At 66.0% G+C, this 14568-nt stretch carries 10 protein-coding genes and 3 pseudogenes; 6 read left to right on the top strand and 7 right to left on the bottom strand.

From position 1 onward, the window contains the following. Positions 1 to 209 precede the first annotated feature (209 nt). Positions 210 to 1341: pseudogene (locus tag ABIE58_RS19140) on the top strand (IS5 family transposase). A 390-nt stretch (positions 1342 to 1731) separates the two neighbouring features. On the opposite strand, the gene ABIE58_RS19135 reads toward ABIE58_RS19140, so the two are convergent. Next, complete coding sequence (locus tag ABIE58_RS19135) at positions 1732 to 4845, bottom strand: efflux RND transporter permease subunit (protein ID WP_354546244.1); 3114 nt, start codon at positions 4843 to 4845, stop codon at positions 1732 to 1734. A 19-nt stretch (positions 4846 to 4864) separates the two neighbouring features. Then, positions 4865 to 5992 (bottom strand): efflux RND transporter periplasmic adaptor subunit, encoded by a 1128-nt coding sequence (locus tag ABIE58_RS19130; RefSeq protein ID WP_354546243.1) that lies wholly within the window; start codon positions 5990 to 5992, stop codon positions 4865 to 4867. Between the two features lie 187 nt (positions 5993 to 6179). Between ABIE58_RS19130 and ABIE58_RS19125 the strand changes: the two genes are divergently transcribed. From ABIE58_RS19125 to ABIE58_RS19115, 3 genes and pseudogenes are all read left to right on the top strand, one after another. Beyond that, a complete protein-coding gene (locus tag ABIE58_RS19125) occupies positions 6180 to 6812 on the top strand; it encodes a TetR/AcrR family transcriptional regulator (protein WP_354546242.1) in 633 nt (210 codons plus the stop codon). 146 nt (positions 6813 to 6958) lie between these two features. After that, positions 6959 to 7337: pseudogene (locus tag ABIE58_RS19120) on the top strand (transposase); the annotation flags it as partial. A gap of 112 nt (positions 7338 to 7449) precedes the next feature. Beyond that, positions 7450 to 7761, top strand: a complete 312-nt coding sequence (locus ABIE58_RS19115; RefSeq protein WP_354546246.1) for a hypothetical protein — start codon at positions 7450 to 7452, stop codon at positions 7759 to 7761. Between the two features lie 46 nt (positions 7762 to 7807). Here the strand turns inward: ABIE58_RS19115 and ABIE58_RS19110 are convergent, their stop codons facing one another. Continuing rightward, a complete protein-coding gene (locus ABIE58_RS19110; protein ID WP_354546241.1) occupies positions 7808 to 8854 on the bottom strand; it encodes a Glu/Leu/Phe/Val family dehydrogenase in 1047 nt (348 codons plus the stop codon). 119 nt (positions 8855 to 8973) lie between these two features. On the opposite strand from ABIE58_RS19110, the gene ABIE58_RS19105 reads away from it, so the two are divergent. Then, positions 8974 to 9429: an Lrp/AsnC family transcriptional regulator gene (locus ABIE58_RS19105; protein ID WP_354546245.1), complete on the top strand. Its 456-nt coding sequence runs from the start codon at positions 8974 to 8976 to the stop codon at positions 9427 to 9429. Between the two features lie 6 nt (positions 9430 to 9435). Here ABIE58_RS19105 and ABIE58_RS19100 read toward each other — a convergent pair whose 3' ends face one another. Genes ABIE58_RS19100 through ABIE58_RS19090 form a run of 3 tightly spaced genes read right to left on the bottom strand, consistent with a single transcriptional unit; the run spans position 9436 to position 13784 of the window. After that, positions 9436 to 10596, bottom strand: coding sequence for a pyridoxal phosphate-dependent aminotransferase (locus tag ABIE58_RS19100; protein WP_354546240.1), 1161 nt, complete (start codon positions 10594 to 10596; stop codon positions 9436 to 9438). A gap of 15 nt (positions 10597 to 10611) precedes the next feature. Further along, the gene (locus ABIE58_RS19095) at positions 10612 to 11811 is read right to left on the bottom strand and encodes a class I SAM-dependent methyltransferase (RefSeq protein ID WP_354546239.1); all 1200 of its coding nucleotides are present in this window, start codon (positions 11809 to 11811) and stop codon (positions 10612 to 10614) included. Positions 11812 to 11864: 53 nt separating this feature from the next. Then, positions 11865 to 13784, bottom strand: a complete 1920-nt coding sequence (locus tag ABIE58_RS19090; protein WP_354546238.1) for an AsmA family protein — start codon at positions 13782 to 13784, stop codon at positions 11865 to 11867. A 260-nt stretch (positions 13785 to 14044) separates the two neighbouring features. Here ABIE58_RS19090 and ABIE58_RS19085 point away from each other — a divergent pair, with 260 nt between their 5' ends. After that, positions 14045 to 14314 carry a DksA/TraR family C4-type zinc finger protein gene (locus ABIE58_RS19085; protein ID WP_354546237.1) on the top strand — a complete coding sequence of 90 codons (270 nt, stop codon included), beginning with the start codon at positions 14045 to 14047 and terminating at the stop codon, positions 14312 to 14314. Positions 14315 to 14486: 172 nt separating this feature from the next. On the opposite strand, the pseudogene ABIE58_RS20380 reads toward ABIE58_RS19085, so the two are convergent. Further along, positions 14487 to 14568 (bottom strand): annotated as a pseudogene (locus tag ABIE58_RS20380) (IS6 family transposase); the annotation flags it as partial.

Genomic DNA, 14568 nt, shown 5'->3' with positions numbered 1-14568 from the left:
GCATTCGATCTGTGGACGAACTATGCTCTCCAGATGAAGCCATGACTTGGCAAACGCGGGGCATCGCAGCATCAACCAAGCAACTTGGCAATGCCTTTTGTCGACCCACATTGTTGGATGTGCAGTTTCTAAGGGGCACCTCGAAAATTTGCCCTGACCTGACCGCGGCGGTATGATGGTCGAGAAGTTCCATGGCTTGAGGTTTGACGATGGCGCAGATGGGATTCTTTGATCTTTCGGACCGCTACGCGAGCCTCGATGCGAAGCGTGACCCGTTGGTGGAGATCGACGCGGTCGTGCCGTGGGAGGAGTTTCGCCCGACGCTGGACCGGGTCTGGCGCAAGCCGGATGCGGAGCGCAAGTCGCGCGCAGGGCGCAGGCCTTGGGATGCGGTTTTGATGTTCAAGACGCTGGTACTGAGCGCGCTCTACAACCTGTCGGACGACCAGATCGAGTATCAGGTCCGCGACCGGCTTTCGGCCAGGACGATTCCTCGGGCTTGGCCTGGAGGACCGGGTGCCCGATGCCAAGACGGTGTGGCTCTATCGCGAGGGGCTGGCCCAGGCGGGTATGGTCGATGCGCTGTTTGGGCAGTTCGACGGCTATCTGGCGCGGCAGGGCTACATCGCACGCGACGGGCAGATCCTCGATGCGTCCATCGTGCCGGTGCCGAAGAACCACAACAGGCGCGAAGAAAACAAGGCGATCAAGCGCGGCGAGGTGCCCGAGGGCTGGGCCGACAAGCCCGCCAAACGGTCGCAGAAAGACATTGATGCCCGCTGGAGCGAGGAGGATCAGAAAACAGTCCGGGGGACTGTTTTCCCGACGAGCAAACATGGCAAGAGACATTACGGCTACGAGAACCACGTCAACGTGGACCGCAAGCACAAGCTGGTCCGCCGTTACCATGTCAGCAACGCCGCCCTGCATGACAGCCAGGCGGTGGACCACCTGCTGATGAAGGGCAACACAGGCTCGGGCGTCTGGGCCGATCCGGCGTATCGGTCAGAGGAGATGGAGGGCAGGCTGCGCGCTCGCGGCCTGAAAAGCTACATCCACCGCAAGGGCAAGCGCGGGCCAAGCCGCTGACCAAGCAGGGCAAGGCGAGCAATCGGACGAAATCCACCGTGCGCGCCCGGGTCGAGCATGTCTTCGGCGCGCAGTTGGGCGACATGGGCGGCACGCTGATGCGCACCATCGGCATGGTGCGCGCGAAGGCCAAGATCGGGATGAAGAACCTCGCCTACAATGAGGAGGGCAAGGAATTGATCCGGGGGATCAATTCCCCGACGAATGCGACGCCTCGTCCAGTTGCGCCGCATCAACCCGTGCCCGGCGTGACCCCGGATCGCAGAAATCACGCCGTGAGGCATGAAACACAACGCGCTAAAGGCCCAGAACCGGATGCCCTGCAGCGCGCGCGCCCCCCTCTGATGGCATCATCCCCGCCTCAAACCGTCAAGCCCACTCAGCACGAGCGGGAAAAGTCAAAAATCGAGGTGCCCCCTGCGAAGCGTGGGAACAAAACCGATACTCAACCCCCGTCATCGAGAAAACGAACGAGAGTGAGGCCCCGCCTTTGCCCGCACAGGGAGCGGCTTGGGACACTGTTTCCCCGACGAACCGTGACCATCCGCTGGAGCCGTGCTATTCGCATCGTCGCCGGGGATCAGGCCACGCACGGGTTCTGGACTTGCACCCGCGTGCCCCGGAACGACACGGCGGTGCCGGTCAGCCCTGCCCCGCCGTGCCCCGCGTCCGCCTGACGAGGCGCGTCACGATGACGAAGAAGAGCGGCACGAAAATCACGCCCAGCACGGTGCCGGAAATCGTCCCGCTCAGCACGCCCGTGCCGATGGCATTGCGCCCACCCGAGCCCGCGCCAGAGCTGAGCACCAGCGGCAAAACCCCCAGCGAAAAGGCCATCGAGGTCATGATGATCGGCCGGAACCTCTGACGCGCGGCCTCGGTCACGGCATCGAGGATGCCCTCTCCCGCCTCGTGGCGTTCGCGGGCAAATTCCACGATCAGGATCGCGTTCTTACCCGTGAGCCCCACCACCGTCAGCAGACCCACCTGGAAAAACACCCCGTTCTCGAATCCGCCCAGCCAGGCACCGGTCAGCGCGCCGACGATGCCGATGGGCATGGCGAGCATGACGGCAAAGGGGATCGACCAGCTTTCATAAAGCGCGGCCAGCGACAGGAACACGGCGGCGAGCGAGAGCGCATAGAGCAGCGGTGCCTGATTGCCCGACTCGCGCTCTTCCAGCGAGAGCCCGGTCCAGGCCAGTTTGTACTCCGGCCCCAGTTGCGCGACGAGCCGCTCCATCTCGGCCATCGCCTCGCCGGTCGAGATGCCGGGGGCGGGGGAGCCCTGCAACTGCACCGACGGGATACCGTTATAGCGGTAGAGCCCCTGCGCGCCGTAATCCCAATTACCTTCGGCGAAATTCGAGAAGGGCACCAGCCCGCCGCTCGCGTTGCGCACGCGCCATTTGTCGATATCGGTGGGCTGCGCGCGGGCCTCGGCCTCGCCCTGCACATAGACACGCTTGATCCGCCCCTGATCGAGGAAATCGTTCACATAGGTGCCGGCCCAGGCGATTTGCAGCAACTGGCCCACATCGGTCGGCGTAAGCCCCATCGCACCCGCCTTGCGCCAGTCGATATCGAGATTGTATTGCGCCGCATCTTCCAGCCCGTTGGGCCGGGCCGAGGCGATCAGATCACTCTGCGCCGCCATCCCCAGAAGCCGGTTGCGCGCAGCCATCAGGTCGGCATGGCTCTGACCGCCGCGCGCCTGAAGGTAGAAATCGAATCCAGACACGTTGCCAAGCTCGATCACCGAGGGCGGCACCACCGGGAACACCATCGCATCGCGGATCTGGCTGAAGGCTCCAAAGGCGCGACCCGCCAACGCCTGCACGCTTTGATCGGGTCGCGGGCGCTCATCCCAGTCCTTGAGCTGCACGAAGGCGAGGCCCATGTTCTGGCCATTACCCGAAAAGCTGAATCCGACGACGCCGAACATGGAGTTTACCACGCCGGTTTCCTGCGTGAGGTAATAGTCCTCGACCTGCTTGACCACGTCGAGCGTGCGCTCGGCGCTCGATCCCGTGGGCGTCTGGATGAGGGTAAAGAGGATGCCCTGATCCTCTTGGGGCAGGAACCCGGTGGGCGTGCGCAAAAACATCAAGGCCATGCCGAGGGCGAGCGCGAGATAGACGACGAAGACCCGCACCGGTCGGCGCACCGACCAGCGCACCGTGCCGCCATAGCCCGAGGTCAGCGCGCCAAAGCCCGTGTTGAACCATGCAAACGGCCCCCGCTTCGGGGCGTGCCCCTTGGGTTTCAGGAGCGAGGCACACAGCGCGGGCGTCAGCGTGATCGCCACCACCACCGACAGCGCCATGGCCGACACGATGGTGATCGCGAATTGCTGGTAGATCACGCCGGTCGAGCCGGGAAAAAACGCCATCGGCACGAACACCGCCGAAAGCACCATCGCGATGCCCACCAGCGCGCCGGTTATCTGGCCCATGGATTTATGCGTGGCCTCGCGCGGGCCAAGCCCCTCTTCCTCCATGATCCGCTCGACGTTTTCCACGACCACGATCGCGTCATCGACCAGAAGGCCAATGGCCAGCACCATCGCCAGCATCGTCAGCGTGTTGATCGAGAACCCCGCCGCCGCCAGCACCCCGAACGTGCCCAACAGGACGACCGGAACCGCCAGCGTCGGAATGAGTGTCGCGCGCAGGTTTTGCAAGAACAACAGCATCACCAGGAACACCAGCCCGATCGCCTCGAAGAGCGTCTTGACCACCTCCTTGATCGAGATTTCCACGAAGGGCGTGGTGTCATAGGGGATCACATAGTCCACGCCTTCAGGGAAAAAGCGGGCGAATTCCGCCATGCGCTTCTTGATCGCGCGAGCGGTGTCGAGCGCATTGCCCCCCGGTGCCAGCGTGATCGCCATGCCCGCCGCCGGGTCGGTGTTGAACCGCGCCGAGGTGGCATAGTTTTCTGCCCCGATCTCGACCCGCGCCACATCATCGAGCAGCACCAAACCGCCATCGGTCTCGGCGCGCAGCACGATCTGGCGAAAATCTTCGGGTGTGGAGAGCAGCGATTGCGCGGTGATCGTCGCGTTGAGTTGCTGGCCCTCCACCGCCGGGCGCGCGCCAAATGCTCCGGCCGAGATCTGCGCGTTCTGCGCCGAGACCGCCGCCACCACATCCGATGGCGTCAGCCCGAAGGCCGCCAGCCTCGACGGGTCGAGCCAGATGCGCATCGCGTATTGCGCCCCGAACACCCTGACCGTTCCGACGCCCTCGATCCGGCTCAACTCATCCACCAGGTTGGTGACCATGTAATCCGACAGATCGACCTGTTCGCGCGAGCCATCGGTCGAGATCATCCCCACCACCATCAGGAACCCGGCCGAGGATTTCTCGACCCTGATCCCCTGCCGCTGCACGATTTCCGGCAAGAGCGGCGTGGCCTGGCCAAGCTTGTTCTGCACCTGCACCTGCGCGATATCGGCATCGGTGCCGGTCTCGAAAGTGAGCGTGACCTCGGCGCTGCCCGCCGAAGTGGAGCGCGACGAGAAATAGCGCAACCCGTCCAGCCCGGTCATCTGCTGCTCGATCACCTGCGTGACGGTGTTGGCCACGGTTTCCGCCGACGCGCCGGGATAGGCGGCCGACACCGTGACCGAGGGCGGCGCGATCTGCGGGTATTGCGCCACCGGCAGGATGACGATGGCCAGCACCCCGATACCCATGATCAGGATTGAAATGACCCATGCGAAAACCGGGCGGTCGATGAAGAACCTGGCCATGCGGATACCCTCTGCCCGATTACTGTTGCGGCGCTGTGGCGCGTTCTTCCGGGGCAACCGTGGCCCCCGGCGCGGTCTTCTGAAAGCCCGCGACGACGACGCGATCACCGGGGTTCAGCCCCTCGTCGATCACCCAGTCATTGCCGCGATTCTGGATGATATCCAGCGCGCGTTCCTCGATCACGCCATCGCCGTTAACCACCCAGGCCATCGGGCGTCCGCGCCGGTCGCGCACGACGCCCTCCTGCGGCACGAGATAGGCATCCTCGGCCACCTCCACGGGCATCTCCACCTGCACATACATGCCGGGCAAAAGCAGCAAGTCGGGATTGTCGAACTGCATCCGCAGCGTGACAACGCCGGTTTGCGGGTTCACATTGGGCTCGGCGGCCTTCAATTCGCCGGTCTCGCTGTAGTCAGAGCCATCCGCCAGCCTGAGCCGCACCGTGGCATCCGCCCCTTCGAGCGCGCGTTCGGTCTCGCCGCGCCGCCAGCGCAGAAGATCGGCAGCGGATTGCGTGACATCGACATAGACCGGGTCGATGTTGCGGATCACGGCCAGCGGCTGCGCCTGACTGGCACTAACCAGCGTCCCTTGCGAGGTCAGCGACAGGCCGATCCGCCCCGAGAGCCGCGCCCGGATCGTGGTGCGCGACAGCTCGATCTCGGCAGAGTTGAGTTGTGCGCGCGCAAGGTCCAGCCCGGCCTCGGCGCTGTCGCGCGCCGATACGGCTTCATCGAGCGCCTGCTCGCTGGCCACGTTGCGCGATTGCAACTCGACAAGCCGCCGCGCCTCGCGTTCGGCGGCGCGCAGAACGGCCTCGGCCTGCGCCACGCTGGCGCGGGCCTGCTGCACCGTCGCCTCATATGTCGCCCGGTCGATCTGGTAGAGCGGATCGCCCTCGGTCACGTCCGCGCCCTCGTCGAACAGGCGTTCGGTGATGATGCCGTTGACCTGCGGGCGCACCTCGGCCTCGGCAGAGGCGGCGACGCGTCCCGGCAAGAGCGATGTCAGCGTCACGTCCTGCGGTGTGACCGTGACCACCGTTACCGGGGTCGGTGCCTGCGCCTGCTGCGCGCTGGCACTCACCGGCCACAAAGCGGCGCAAAAGACGAGCGAGACAACAAGTCCGGAAATGTGAGCCATCGGTCGCCCTTTCACGATAACGTCTTGGCAAGACTGCGTCTGAAGAATTATAAAACGCACAGGTTTTCTAAATATGACAATCCGGGAAATGGCAAGCCCGCAGATAAGGTTGCACAGCACCTGTGCATATTCGAGGCACCACGCGACAATGCAAGATAGCACGCAAAAAGACGCAGATTGCGAGAAAATGAAACGGGGGCGCCCCGTCTCGATCACCCGCGAGGCGCGCTGCGACGCCATCTTTGACGCACTGGAGGCGGTGCATGCCAAGGCGGGGCTGGACGGGGCCACCATGCAGGCCATCGCCATGCGCGCGGGCATGTCCAAACGGACGCTCTACGCGATCTTTCCCAGCCGCATCGCGCTGCTGCGGAGCTATCTCGACAGGGTGACGGATCAATTCATCACCCCCCTGACCGCCGCCGAGACCGACCTGCCGATTGCCGAGCGCCTCGTGCTCTGCCTGTCGCGCAATTCCCGGCATCAGGGCTATGGGCTGCCGCTCGAGATCCTCCGCGCTTTCGTGGCACGGGTGCCGTCTTCGCCGGAAATCGGGCGCGATCTGGTGCAGGGCGTGATGCAGCGGGAGCTGGCCATTCTGGCCAGCGAACTGCAACGCGGCATCGCGCGCGGCGAGATCGGGCCCGAAGAGGATGCAGAAAGTGCCGCCGCGCTGCTGCTCGACATGGTGCGCCCCTGGCCCATCGAATCCCTGCTCGATCCCGCGCGCCTCGCGCCGCCGGACGCCTTTGCCGCGCGCAGGCGGCTCGCAATCCGGGTATTTCTCCACGGCATGAACAGGCCCTCGGGCTATCCCTGACCGCCACGCTAGTGATCCACACCGATAATATCCCACGGCGTGGTGTAAGAGCGCCAACCTTCGGAAAGACATTGGTTTGATCAGGACGCCACGGCGGGCAACTTGGCGTTTGGAGTGTCGTTCACGCGGGCGAGGGTTTCAAGGCTCATGGTATCTCGACGCGATAGGTCGATGATCTGGTCAAGGCCATGGGCGCAGGCGGGATGTCCAAAAGCCAGGTCAGTCGGCTATGCGCGGAGATCGACGAGCGGGTGAACGCGTTCCTGAACCGGCCACTGGAGGGCGCTTGGCCCTTCCGCGGGCAGGCTGTCTCCCGGATAGCCTGCTTTTCCGCCTCGGCTCATGGCTCGACTCGAGCCTCAAGTGCAGGTGCGCGATGGCGGCCGAATCGTAAGCCGTGCGGTGAGAGTGGCCGTCGCGGTCAACGAGGACGGCAAGCGCGAGGTTCTGGGCATCGCGACAGGTCCTTCCGAGGCCGAGACGTATCTCGGACCGAGTTCTTCCGCTCCCTCGCTGACCGCGAGATCAAGCGGCGCAGCGAGGTCGTCGGGTTCGGCGGGAAAGCAGCGCCCGACGCTGTTTCCTTTTCCGCCTCACTTCCCAACGATGGGGCGATCATGCTCGAGACCAACGACGAATGGACCGTCGCGCATGGCTCAGCCACGACGTGTGTTGGCTGCGGCCCCACCGCTCGGAGCCGGGCCTGCATCGCTTCCCCGCTCTGAAGGCCATCGGCACGGTTGACGCTACCGTCGAGCACATGGGCCAGACCCGCGTCTCACAGCGCTATTTCCTGTCATCGGCACCCTTGTCGGCCACCGCTATTCTCCACGCCAACATGGCCCTGATCCGCCATACCGCCCTCAATATTTTCAAGAACACCAACGGCAAGGTCATCCTTAAAAACCGTATAAAATTAGCAGCTTGGGATGATGAATACCTGTTTTGAGCCATCGCCGGCCACCAGTGAGCCTTTCAAGCGATTCCCGTGCACGTCACCCCGCCTTGTCGACAAGCGCCGCCTCCACCATCCGGTCGGCGATCACGGCGGGGCTGGCATCCTCGCCCGCGGCCCGCTCCAGGATGCGCGCCATGGTGGCCCCGATGGCATCGAGCCGCGCATCTACCCAGGCCGCCCGATCCGCGATTTCGAGGATTTCCGCCGAGACATTGATGATCCCGCCGCCATTGGCCACGTAATCGGGCAGGTAGAGGATTCCCCGCGCATGGAGCGCCTCGGCATCGCCCGGTGCCGCCAACTGGTTGTTGGCCGCGCCGCAGATCATCGCCGCGCGTATCTCGGGGATGGTTTGCGCGTTCAGCACGCCGCCGATGGCGCAGGGCGCAAGGATATCGGCCGCGACAGCGTGGATGGCCTCGGGGGCCACCACCTCGGCTCCGAACTCGGCCGCCGTCACCTTGGCGCGTGCGCCGTCCATATCCGCCACGCTGAGCCGTGCGCCCGCCTCGTGCAAGAGCCGCGCAAGATGCCAGCCGACATGGCCCAGCCCCTGCACCGCGACATGCCGCCCGCGCAGGTCATCGCTGCCCGAGATCCGCGCCGCGCCGGCGCGCATCGCCGCGAACACGCCCTGCGCCGTCACCGGCGACGGATCGCCGCTGGCGTGCGCGCCCTGGTCGCGCCCGGCCACATAGCGCGTGGCGCGCGCGATCTCGGCCATGTCGGCGGGGCTCATGCCCATATCCTCGGCGGTCCAGTAACGACCCTCCAGCGCGTCGATGGCGCACCCCATCGCGCGCAGTAGATCGGGCGTCTTGTCGCGCGCCGGATCACCGATGATGACGGCCTTGCCCCCGCCCAGCGGCAGACCGGCGGCGGCGTTCTTGTAGCTCATCCCGCGCGACAGGTTGAGCACATCCTCAAGCGCCGCCTCGTCGCTGCGATAGGCGCGCATCCGCAGCCCCCCCGCCGCCGGGCCGCGTCGCGTGGAATGCAGCGCGATAAAGCCGCGCAGCCCTGCCCCCGCATCCTCGACGCGGTAGACCTCTTCGTGCGATGGAATGGAAAGACGTGTCAGCATGTTGGACTCCTCCTTTTTGCAAGGTTAAGAGCAATCAGACGCGAAAAAACGCCAATTATGGCTCACGAAACCGCAAGTTTTGGCGATCACCACCAGAAAAGGCCGCAATCTTGGTGAAAATGGACCGGATCGACCGCAAGATCATCGCCGCGCTGCAACGCGACGGGCGGCGCAGGCTTGCCGATCTGTCGGCGGAGGTGGGGCTTTCGGCCACGCCGCTGGCGCGGCGCATCGCCCGGCTCGAGGCAGAGGGCGCGATCACCGGCTACGGCGCGCGCGTCGATCAGGAGGCGCTCGGCCTGCCGCTCAACGCCTTCGTCTTCGTCGAGCTGGATCACCACAGCCGCGACGCGATCCACACCATCGAGGCGCGGTTGCGGCAGTTCGACGAGGTGATGGAATGCTATCTCATGACCGGGACGCGCGACGTGCTCCTGCGCGTGGTGGCCGCCGATCTCGCCGGGTTCGACCGCTTTCTGGAGGACGGGCTGATGCAGACCCCCGGCATCCGCGCCATGCGCACGAGCTTTGCGCTGCGCACGATGATCCGGCGCGACGCGCTGCCCGAGGCCTGAGCCGGGCTAAAGCAGGTTGCGGAGACGCGCCATCGCGGCGCGGATATTCTCCTCGGAATTGGCATAGGAAAACCGCAGGAATCCCTCGCCCTCGGCACCAAAGGACGTGCCTGCGATGCAGGCCACCCCCGCCTCTTCCAGAAACCGGGTCTGCGCCGCCATCGCGCCCATCTCCGTGTCGTCGATATTGGCAAAGGCATAGAACGCCCCGCCGGGATCGGTGCAGCGCATCCCCGGCAGGTCGTTCAGCGCCCCGACGATCAGCCGCCGCCGCGCATCGAACGCGCGCATCATCGCATCCACCGCATCCTGCGGCCCGGTCAGCGCGGCGATGCCCGCCTGTTGCGCCGCCGCGTTGACGCAAGAATGATCGTTGATGCAAAGCCGCGTGACATGGGGGATCAGGCTCTCGGGCCAGACGGCAAAGCCCAGCCGCCAGCCGGTCATCGCATAGGTCTTGGACCAGCCGTCGAGCACGATCACCCGGTCGCGCAACTCGGGGTATTGCAGGAGCGAGACATGCTCGCGCCCGTCGTAAAGCATCCGGCTGTAGATCTCGTCCGACAGCACCGCCACATGCGGATGATCCGCCAGCCCCGCCACCAGCCGATCCACCTCGCCGCGCGGGGTGACGCCGCCGGTGGGGTTGGCAGGGCTGTTGAGGATAATCAGCCGCGTGGCGGGCGTGATCCGCGCCAGCACCGCCTCGGCCTCGAAAGCAAACCCGTTTTGCTCGCGCAGCGCATAGGGCACCGCCCGCGCGCCACTATAGTCGATCACCGAGCGGTAGATCGGAAAGCCCGGATCGGGATAGAGGATCTCGGCCCCCGGCTCGCCGAAGATCAGCCCGGCAAAGAACATCGTCGGCTTGCCCCCCGGCACCACCACCACGCAGTCGGGGTTGACCTCGGCCCCGTGGCGCGCGTGCAGATCGGCGGCCACCGCCTCACGCAGGGCCGGAATGCCATTGGCGGGGGTATAGCCGTGATGCCCGTCGCGCAGCGCCTTCACGGCGGCCTCGACGATATGCGGCGGCGTCGGGAAATCCGGCTGCCCGATGCCGAGATTGATGATATCGCGCCCTTCGGCGGCCAGCGCCTGCGCGCGCGCCAGCACGCTAAAGGCCGATTCGGTTCCCAGCCGCCCAAGGCTCTTTGCAAGGATCATGCCCGCCTCCTCCTCTTATCCCTGTCGCAGGATACTGGAATAAAGCAGCAATCCATGCGCGCCCAATTCCCGCTCCACCGGGGCCCAGAGCGCCCCCAGCGCAATCGCGTCGATGCCAGCCTGCCGCCCGATCTCGGCCAGGCTGCGCCGCCCGTCCACCCCGGCAATGAGCGGCGCGGCGGCGCGCGGCAAGTCCGGCCGCGCCTCGATGCCGCCCATCCGCAGCACCGGCCGCTGCCCCCCGGCCACAGCCCGCGCCAGATCGGCGGCGCGCACGCCCTTGAAATGCGGCACCAGCCCCGGCTTGGCCCCTCGCGCGGGGCCGCGCGCCTCCGTGCCGCGCACCGCGTATCCGACATGGGTCTTGATCGTGCCGGTAAGCTTTTCGGCCAGCGCCATCCGCGCCACCGGCCCAAGATGGCCCGGCACCTCCGTAATCCGCCCGGGATCATAGAGCGCGGGCATGGCAAATCCCGACAGCGCCCAGCCGCTCTCCTCCAGCATCGCGACGAGCGCCGCCACGTCGAACGCCCGGTCCTGGCTGTGCAACAGCAGGTCGTAGAACCCCGCATCGCTGTCCTTGTGATCGCCGAGGTTCGGGTTGCAGCGGAACGGGTGCCCCTCGGGCAGCCCCGCCACCAGCTTGCGCGCCGCGCTGAGCCGCACCTCGGGCGGCTGCCCCTCGAACAGCGCCCCGAACGCCTCCTGCAACGGGTAGACGCCCGAGCGGCCATAGGGCGCATAGACCATGAAGCCCATGCCGCCCCCCGGTGCCAGCGCCGCCAGCAGCGCGGCAAACCCCGCCGCCGGGTCGGGCAGGTGATGCAGCACGCCGCAACAGTCGATATAGTCGAACACCCCCAGATCCGCGGCCTCAAGCAAGCTGCCGGTGACAAAGCGGATGCCGTCGAGGCCGCGCACCCGCGCCCGCGCCTCGGCCAGTTTGCGCGCCGCGCTCGACAGATCGAGATAGGTGATCTCGGCGGCGCGCCCGGCCTGCGTCATCTGCTGCGCGATCTGGATGAGGCCATCACCGGTGCCGCCGCCCGCCACCAGCACGCGCAGGGGCCGCGACCAGTCGCGCACGCCCCGGAACACGAAATTGTCGATCTCGAGCACATGCGACGGCGAGCCGGTGATGAGCCGCTTGCGCTCGTCCTCGGGATCGCGCTCGGGGTATGGATAGGCCTCGTATTGCGCCCTGACCTCGTTCACCTGCCCGCCCCCGGCTTCTTCCTGGTCAAAATACCCAAGTCCACCGCGCGCCTTCACTCGAACAGCTTGCGAAGCTTGCGCTTGGCCCCCTCTTCGAGCTTGTCGCGCGCGGCATCCTCAAGGCTCTGACCCTCCTGCGAGGTGATCCCAAGCCGCTCCTTGGCCTTTTCCTCCAGCTTCTTGCGCTCTGCCTTGAGGTTCATGTCGATGGCCTTTTCCATGTCGGGCATGATGCGCGGGCTTTCCCACGGACCCTGGATGCGCACCGGGATGGCAAGGCCCTGCGAGTTTTCCCCCTCCAGCAGCACCGGCGTGACCAGATAATCAATATCTTGCGCGCCAAGGCCGATACGGCCCTTTCCCTCGGCCCGCGCCAGCGGCAGTTTCATAGCGAGGTCCTGGTTATAGAGATTGCCCTTGTCGATGGTGAAACTGGCGCTCAGCGTGTCAAAGACCGTGGTGCCCCCCGACACGTCGCCCGCGCGCATCAGCCGGTCCAGATCGATCCCCGAAATCACCCCGCGCCCGGTGGCAAAACGGCCCGAGCCGCTCAGGCTCTTCATGATCGCATCCACCGAATTGCCCGAGCCGAGCAGGTTGGCCTCACCGCTTGCCGAGGCCGAGAATCGGCTGACGCCCATCGCGTCGGACAGGAACCGCTGAAGATTGATCCCCTCCACCGTCAGCGTGCTGCCGACCGAGAGACCGGCGCGGTTGTTGACCACGACTTCGCCGGTCACCAACCCGTCATAGCCGCGCACCTCGCGCAGCCCCAACACCGCGCGCGCGCGATCGAGCGTCACCAGCGTGCGCGTGCGCCCCAGCTTGAGATCGCCAAGGTCGATGCTGTCGGCACTGAACGAGATCTCGCCATTGGCCAGCGCCAGCGCGCTCGCGTCGATGGGCGCGGTCGACCAGCCCTGCGTGCCGCCACCGCCGCCGGTCGAATCGGCCCCGGCAAGGCGCGACAGGTCGAGCGCGCCCGTCGCGATCTGCGCATTGATGCGCGGCACATCGCCCGACAGATCGACATCCGCCGCCCCGGTGAGGCTGTTGCCGCCAAGCCCAAGGGTCAGGTCACGAACCGAAAGCGCCATTGCCTCGGTCAGCGTCACATCGGCGCCACCGCTGACGCTCCGACCAAGGCCCTCGGGCAGGTCGGCCCCGTCAAGGCCCAGCGCAGAGAGGAACGCCCCGGTATCGGCCAGGTCGAGATCGAGCCGCCCCTGCACCTGCGGGGCCATGCCGCCGCGCCCGGCAAAATCCACCTGCCCGCCCGCCGTCTTTATGGTCACGGCAAGGCCGGTCACCGCGCCGTCAAAGAACCGGCCCACCTGGTCAAGCTGCCCGGCCACTTCGACCGGCGCGCCACCGCGCGAAAACGACGCCTTGAGGTCGGCGGTGCCGTCATAGTCGGGCCAGCGCAGATCAAGGCCGAGGTCGCGCAATTCCTCGACCTTGCCCGCCGCGTGATCGGTGTAGATCAGCCGCGCATCCGTCACCAGCGCCCGATCCAGCGTGAGCGCCAGCCGCTGCGACGTGGCCGGTGCATCGCTCTCTGTGGCCTGGCCCGAGGGGGCCACGCCCTCGACCCCCAATTCCCAGTTGACGCGGCCATCTGCGGCGCGCTCCAGCCGGATTTCGGGGGCGACGATCTCCAGCCCGGTGATGCGGATATCGCCGCCGAAAAGCGCCACGGGCTTCACCCCGATCTTGAGACTTTGCGCGCGCAGCATCGGCCCGGCATCGGACCAGTCGGCATTGGCCACCTCGACCGCGCCGGTCGCCACGCCCAGCACCGGGTAAAAGCTCAGCCTCGTCTCGCCCGAGAGCGTCACCTTGCGCCCCGTCGCCTTGGTGATCTGGTCCGCCGCGATCGCGGCAATGCGATCCCCCGGCAGGAAAAACAGCGCCCCAAGCACGATGGCCACAACCACCGACACAAGACCGATCAGCCGAAATATCCAACGCATGACACATCTCCCTTACCCCCTCCAACTCTAGGGCCGGGGCATGGCGTGCCGCAACCGCTTTTGCACGCGGCAGGCCCCACGCGCGCCGCGCAAGCGGGCCTGATCGTGCAGAAACCTCTGCGCGGCGCTGCCTGACCTGATTTCATTGATATTGACCTGTCCCCGCTTTTCAGGCTCACTCCTGTGCCGGGCCCGGTCAGCTTTCACACGCCTTCAGTCGGCGACGTGGACAATGGGCACGAGAGGACAAGGAGCGGATCATGGCTGGCGGATGGGCGCGCGACGGGGCGGTGAGCGAGCAGATCGAGGCCTCGATTTCCGACGAACTGTCCCGCCTCAAGGCGCGATCGGCCCCGCAAGGCGAGAGCCTGACCCATTGCGCAGACTGCGACGAGCCGATTCCCGAGGCCCGCCGCGCCGCCATCCCCGGCGTGAAGCTGTGCATCGACTGCGCGTCCGAGCTTCAGGCGCAGCAGCAGCCGCGCGGCGGCATCAACCGGCGCGGATCGAAGGACAGCCAGTTGAAGTAAGACAGGGGCGTTGCCCCTCTTGGCCTGCGGCCAATTCCCCAGGGGGCATTGCCAAGTTGTTTGCGGCTTGTGAGGCTGGTACCGGGTGTGCCATGCAGATACCGTTATCAATGCCGCGCCGGTGTTGTCACGTTAACTCTCGCAGTCAGCAAGTTATGGTGCCGATGGTACATCAAGCGGCACTCGCTGCGAATTTCCACGCTTCGAATGCTTCGAGCCGATGGTAACGGATGGTGAGGGCGGAACGACGGCGG

The sequence above is a fragment of the Roseovarius sp. MBR-78 genome, from assembly GCF_040547535.1.
Classification (GTDB): domain Bacteria; phylum Pseudomonadota; class Alphaproteobacteria; order Rhodobacterales; family Rhodobacteraceae; genus Roseovarius.
Note: the sequence above shows the minus strand (reverse complement) of the source record. Positions and strands in the feature narration are given on the sequence as shown.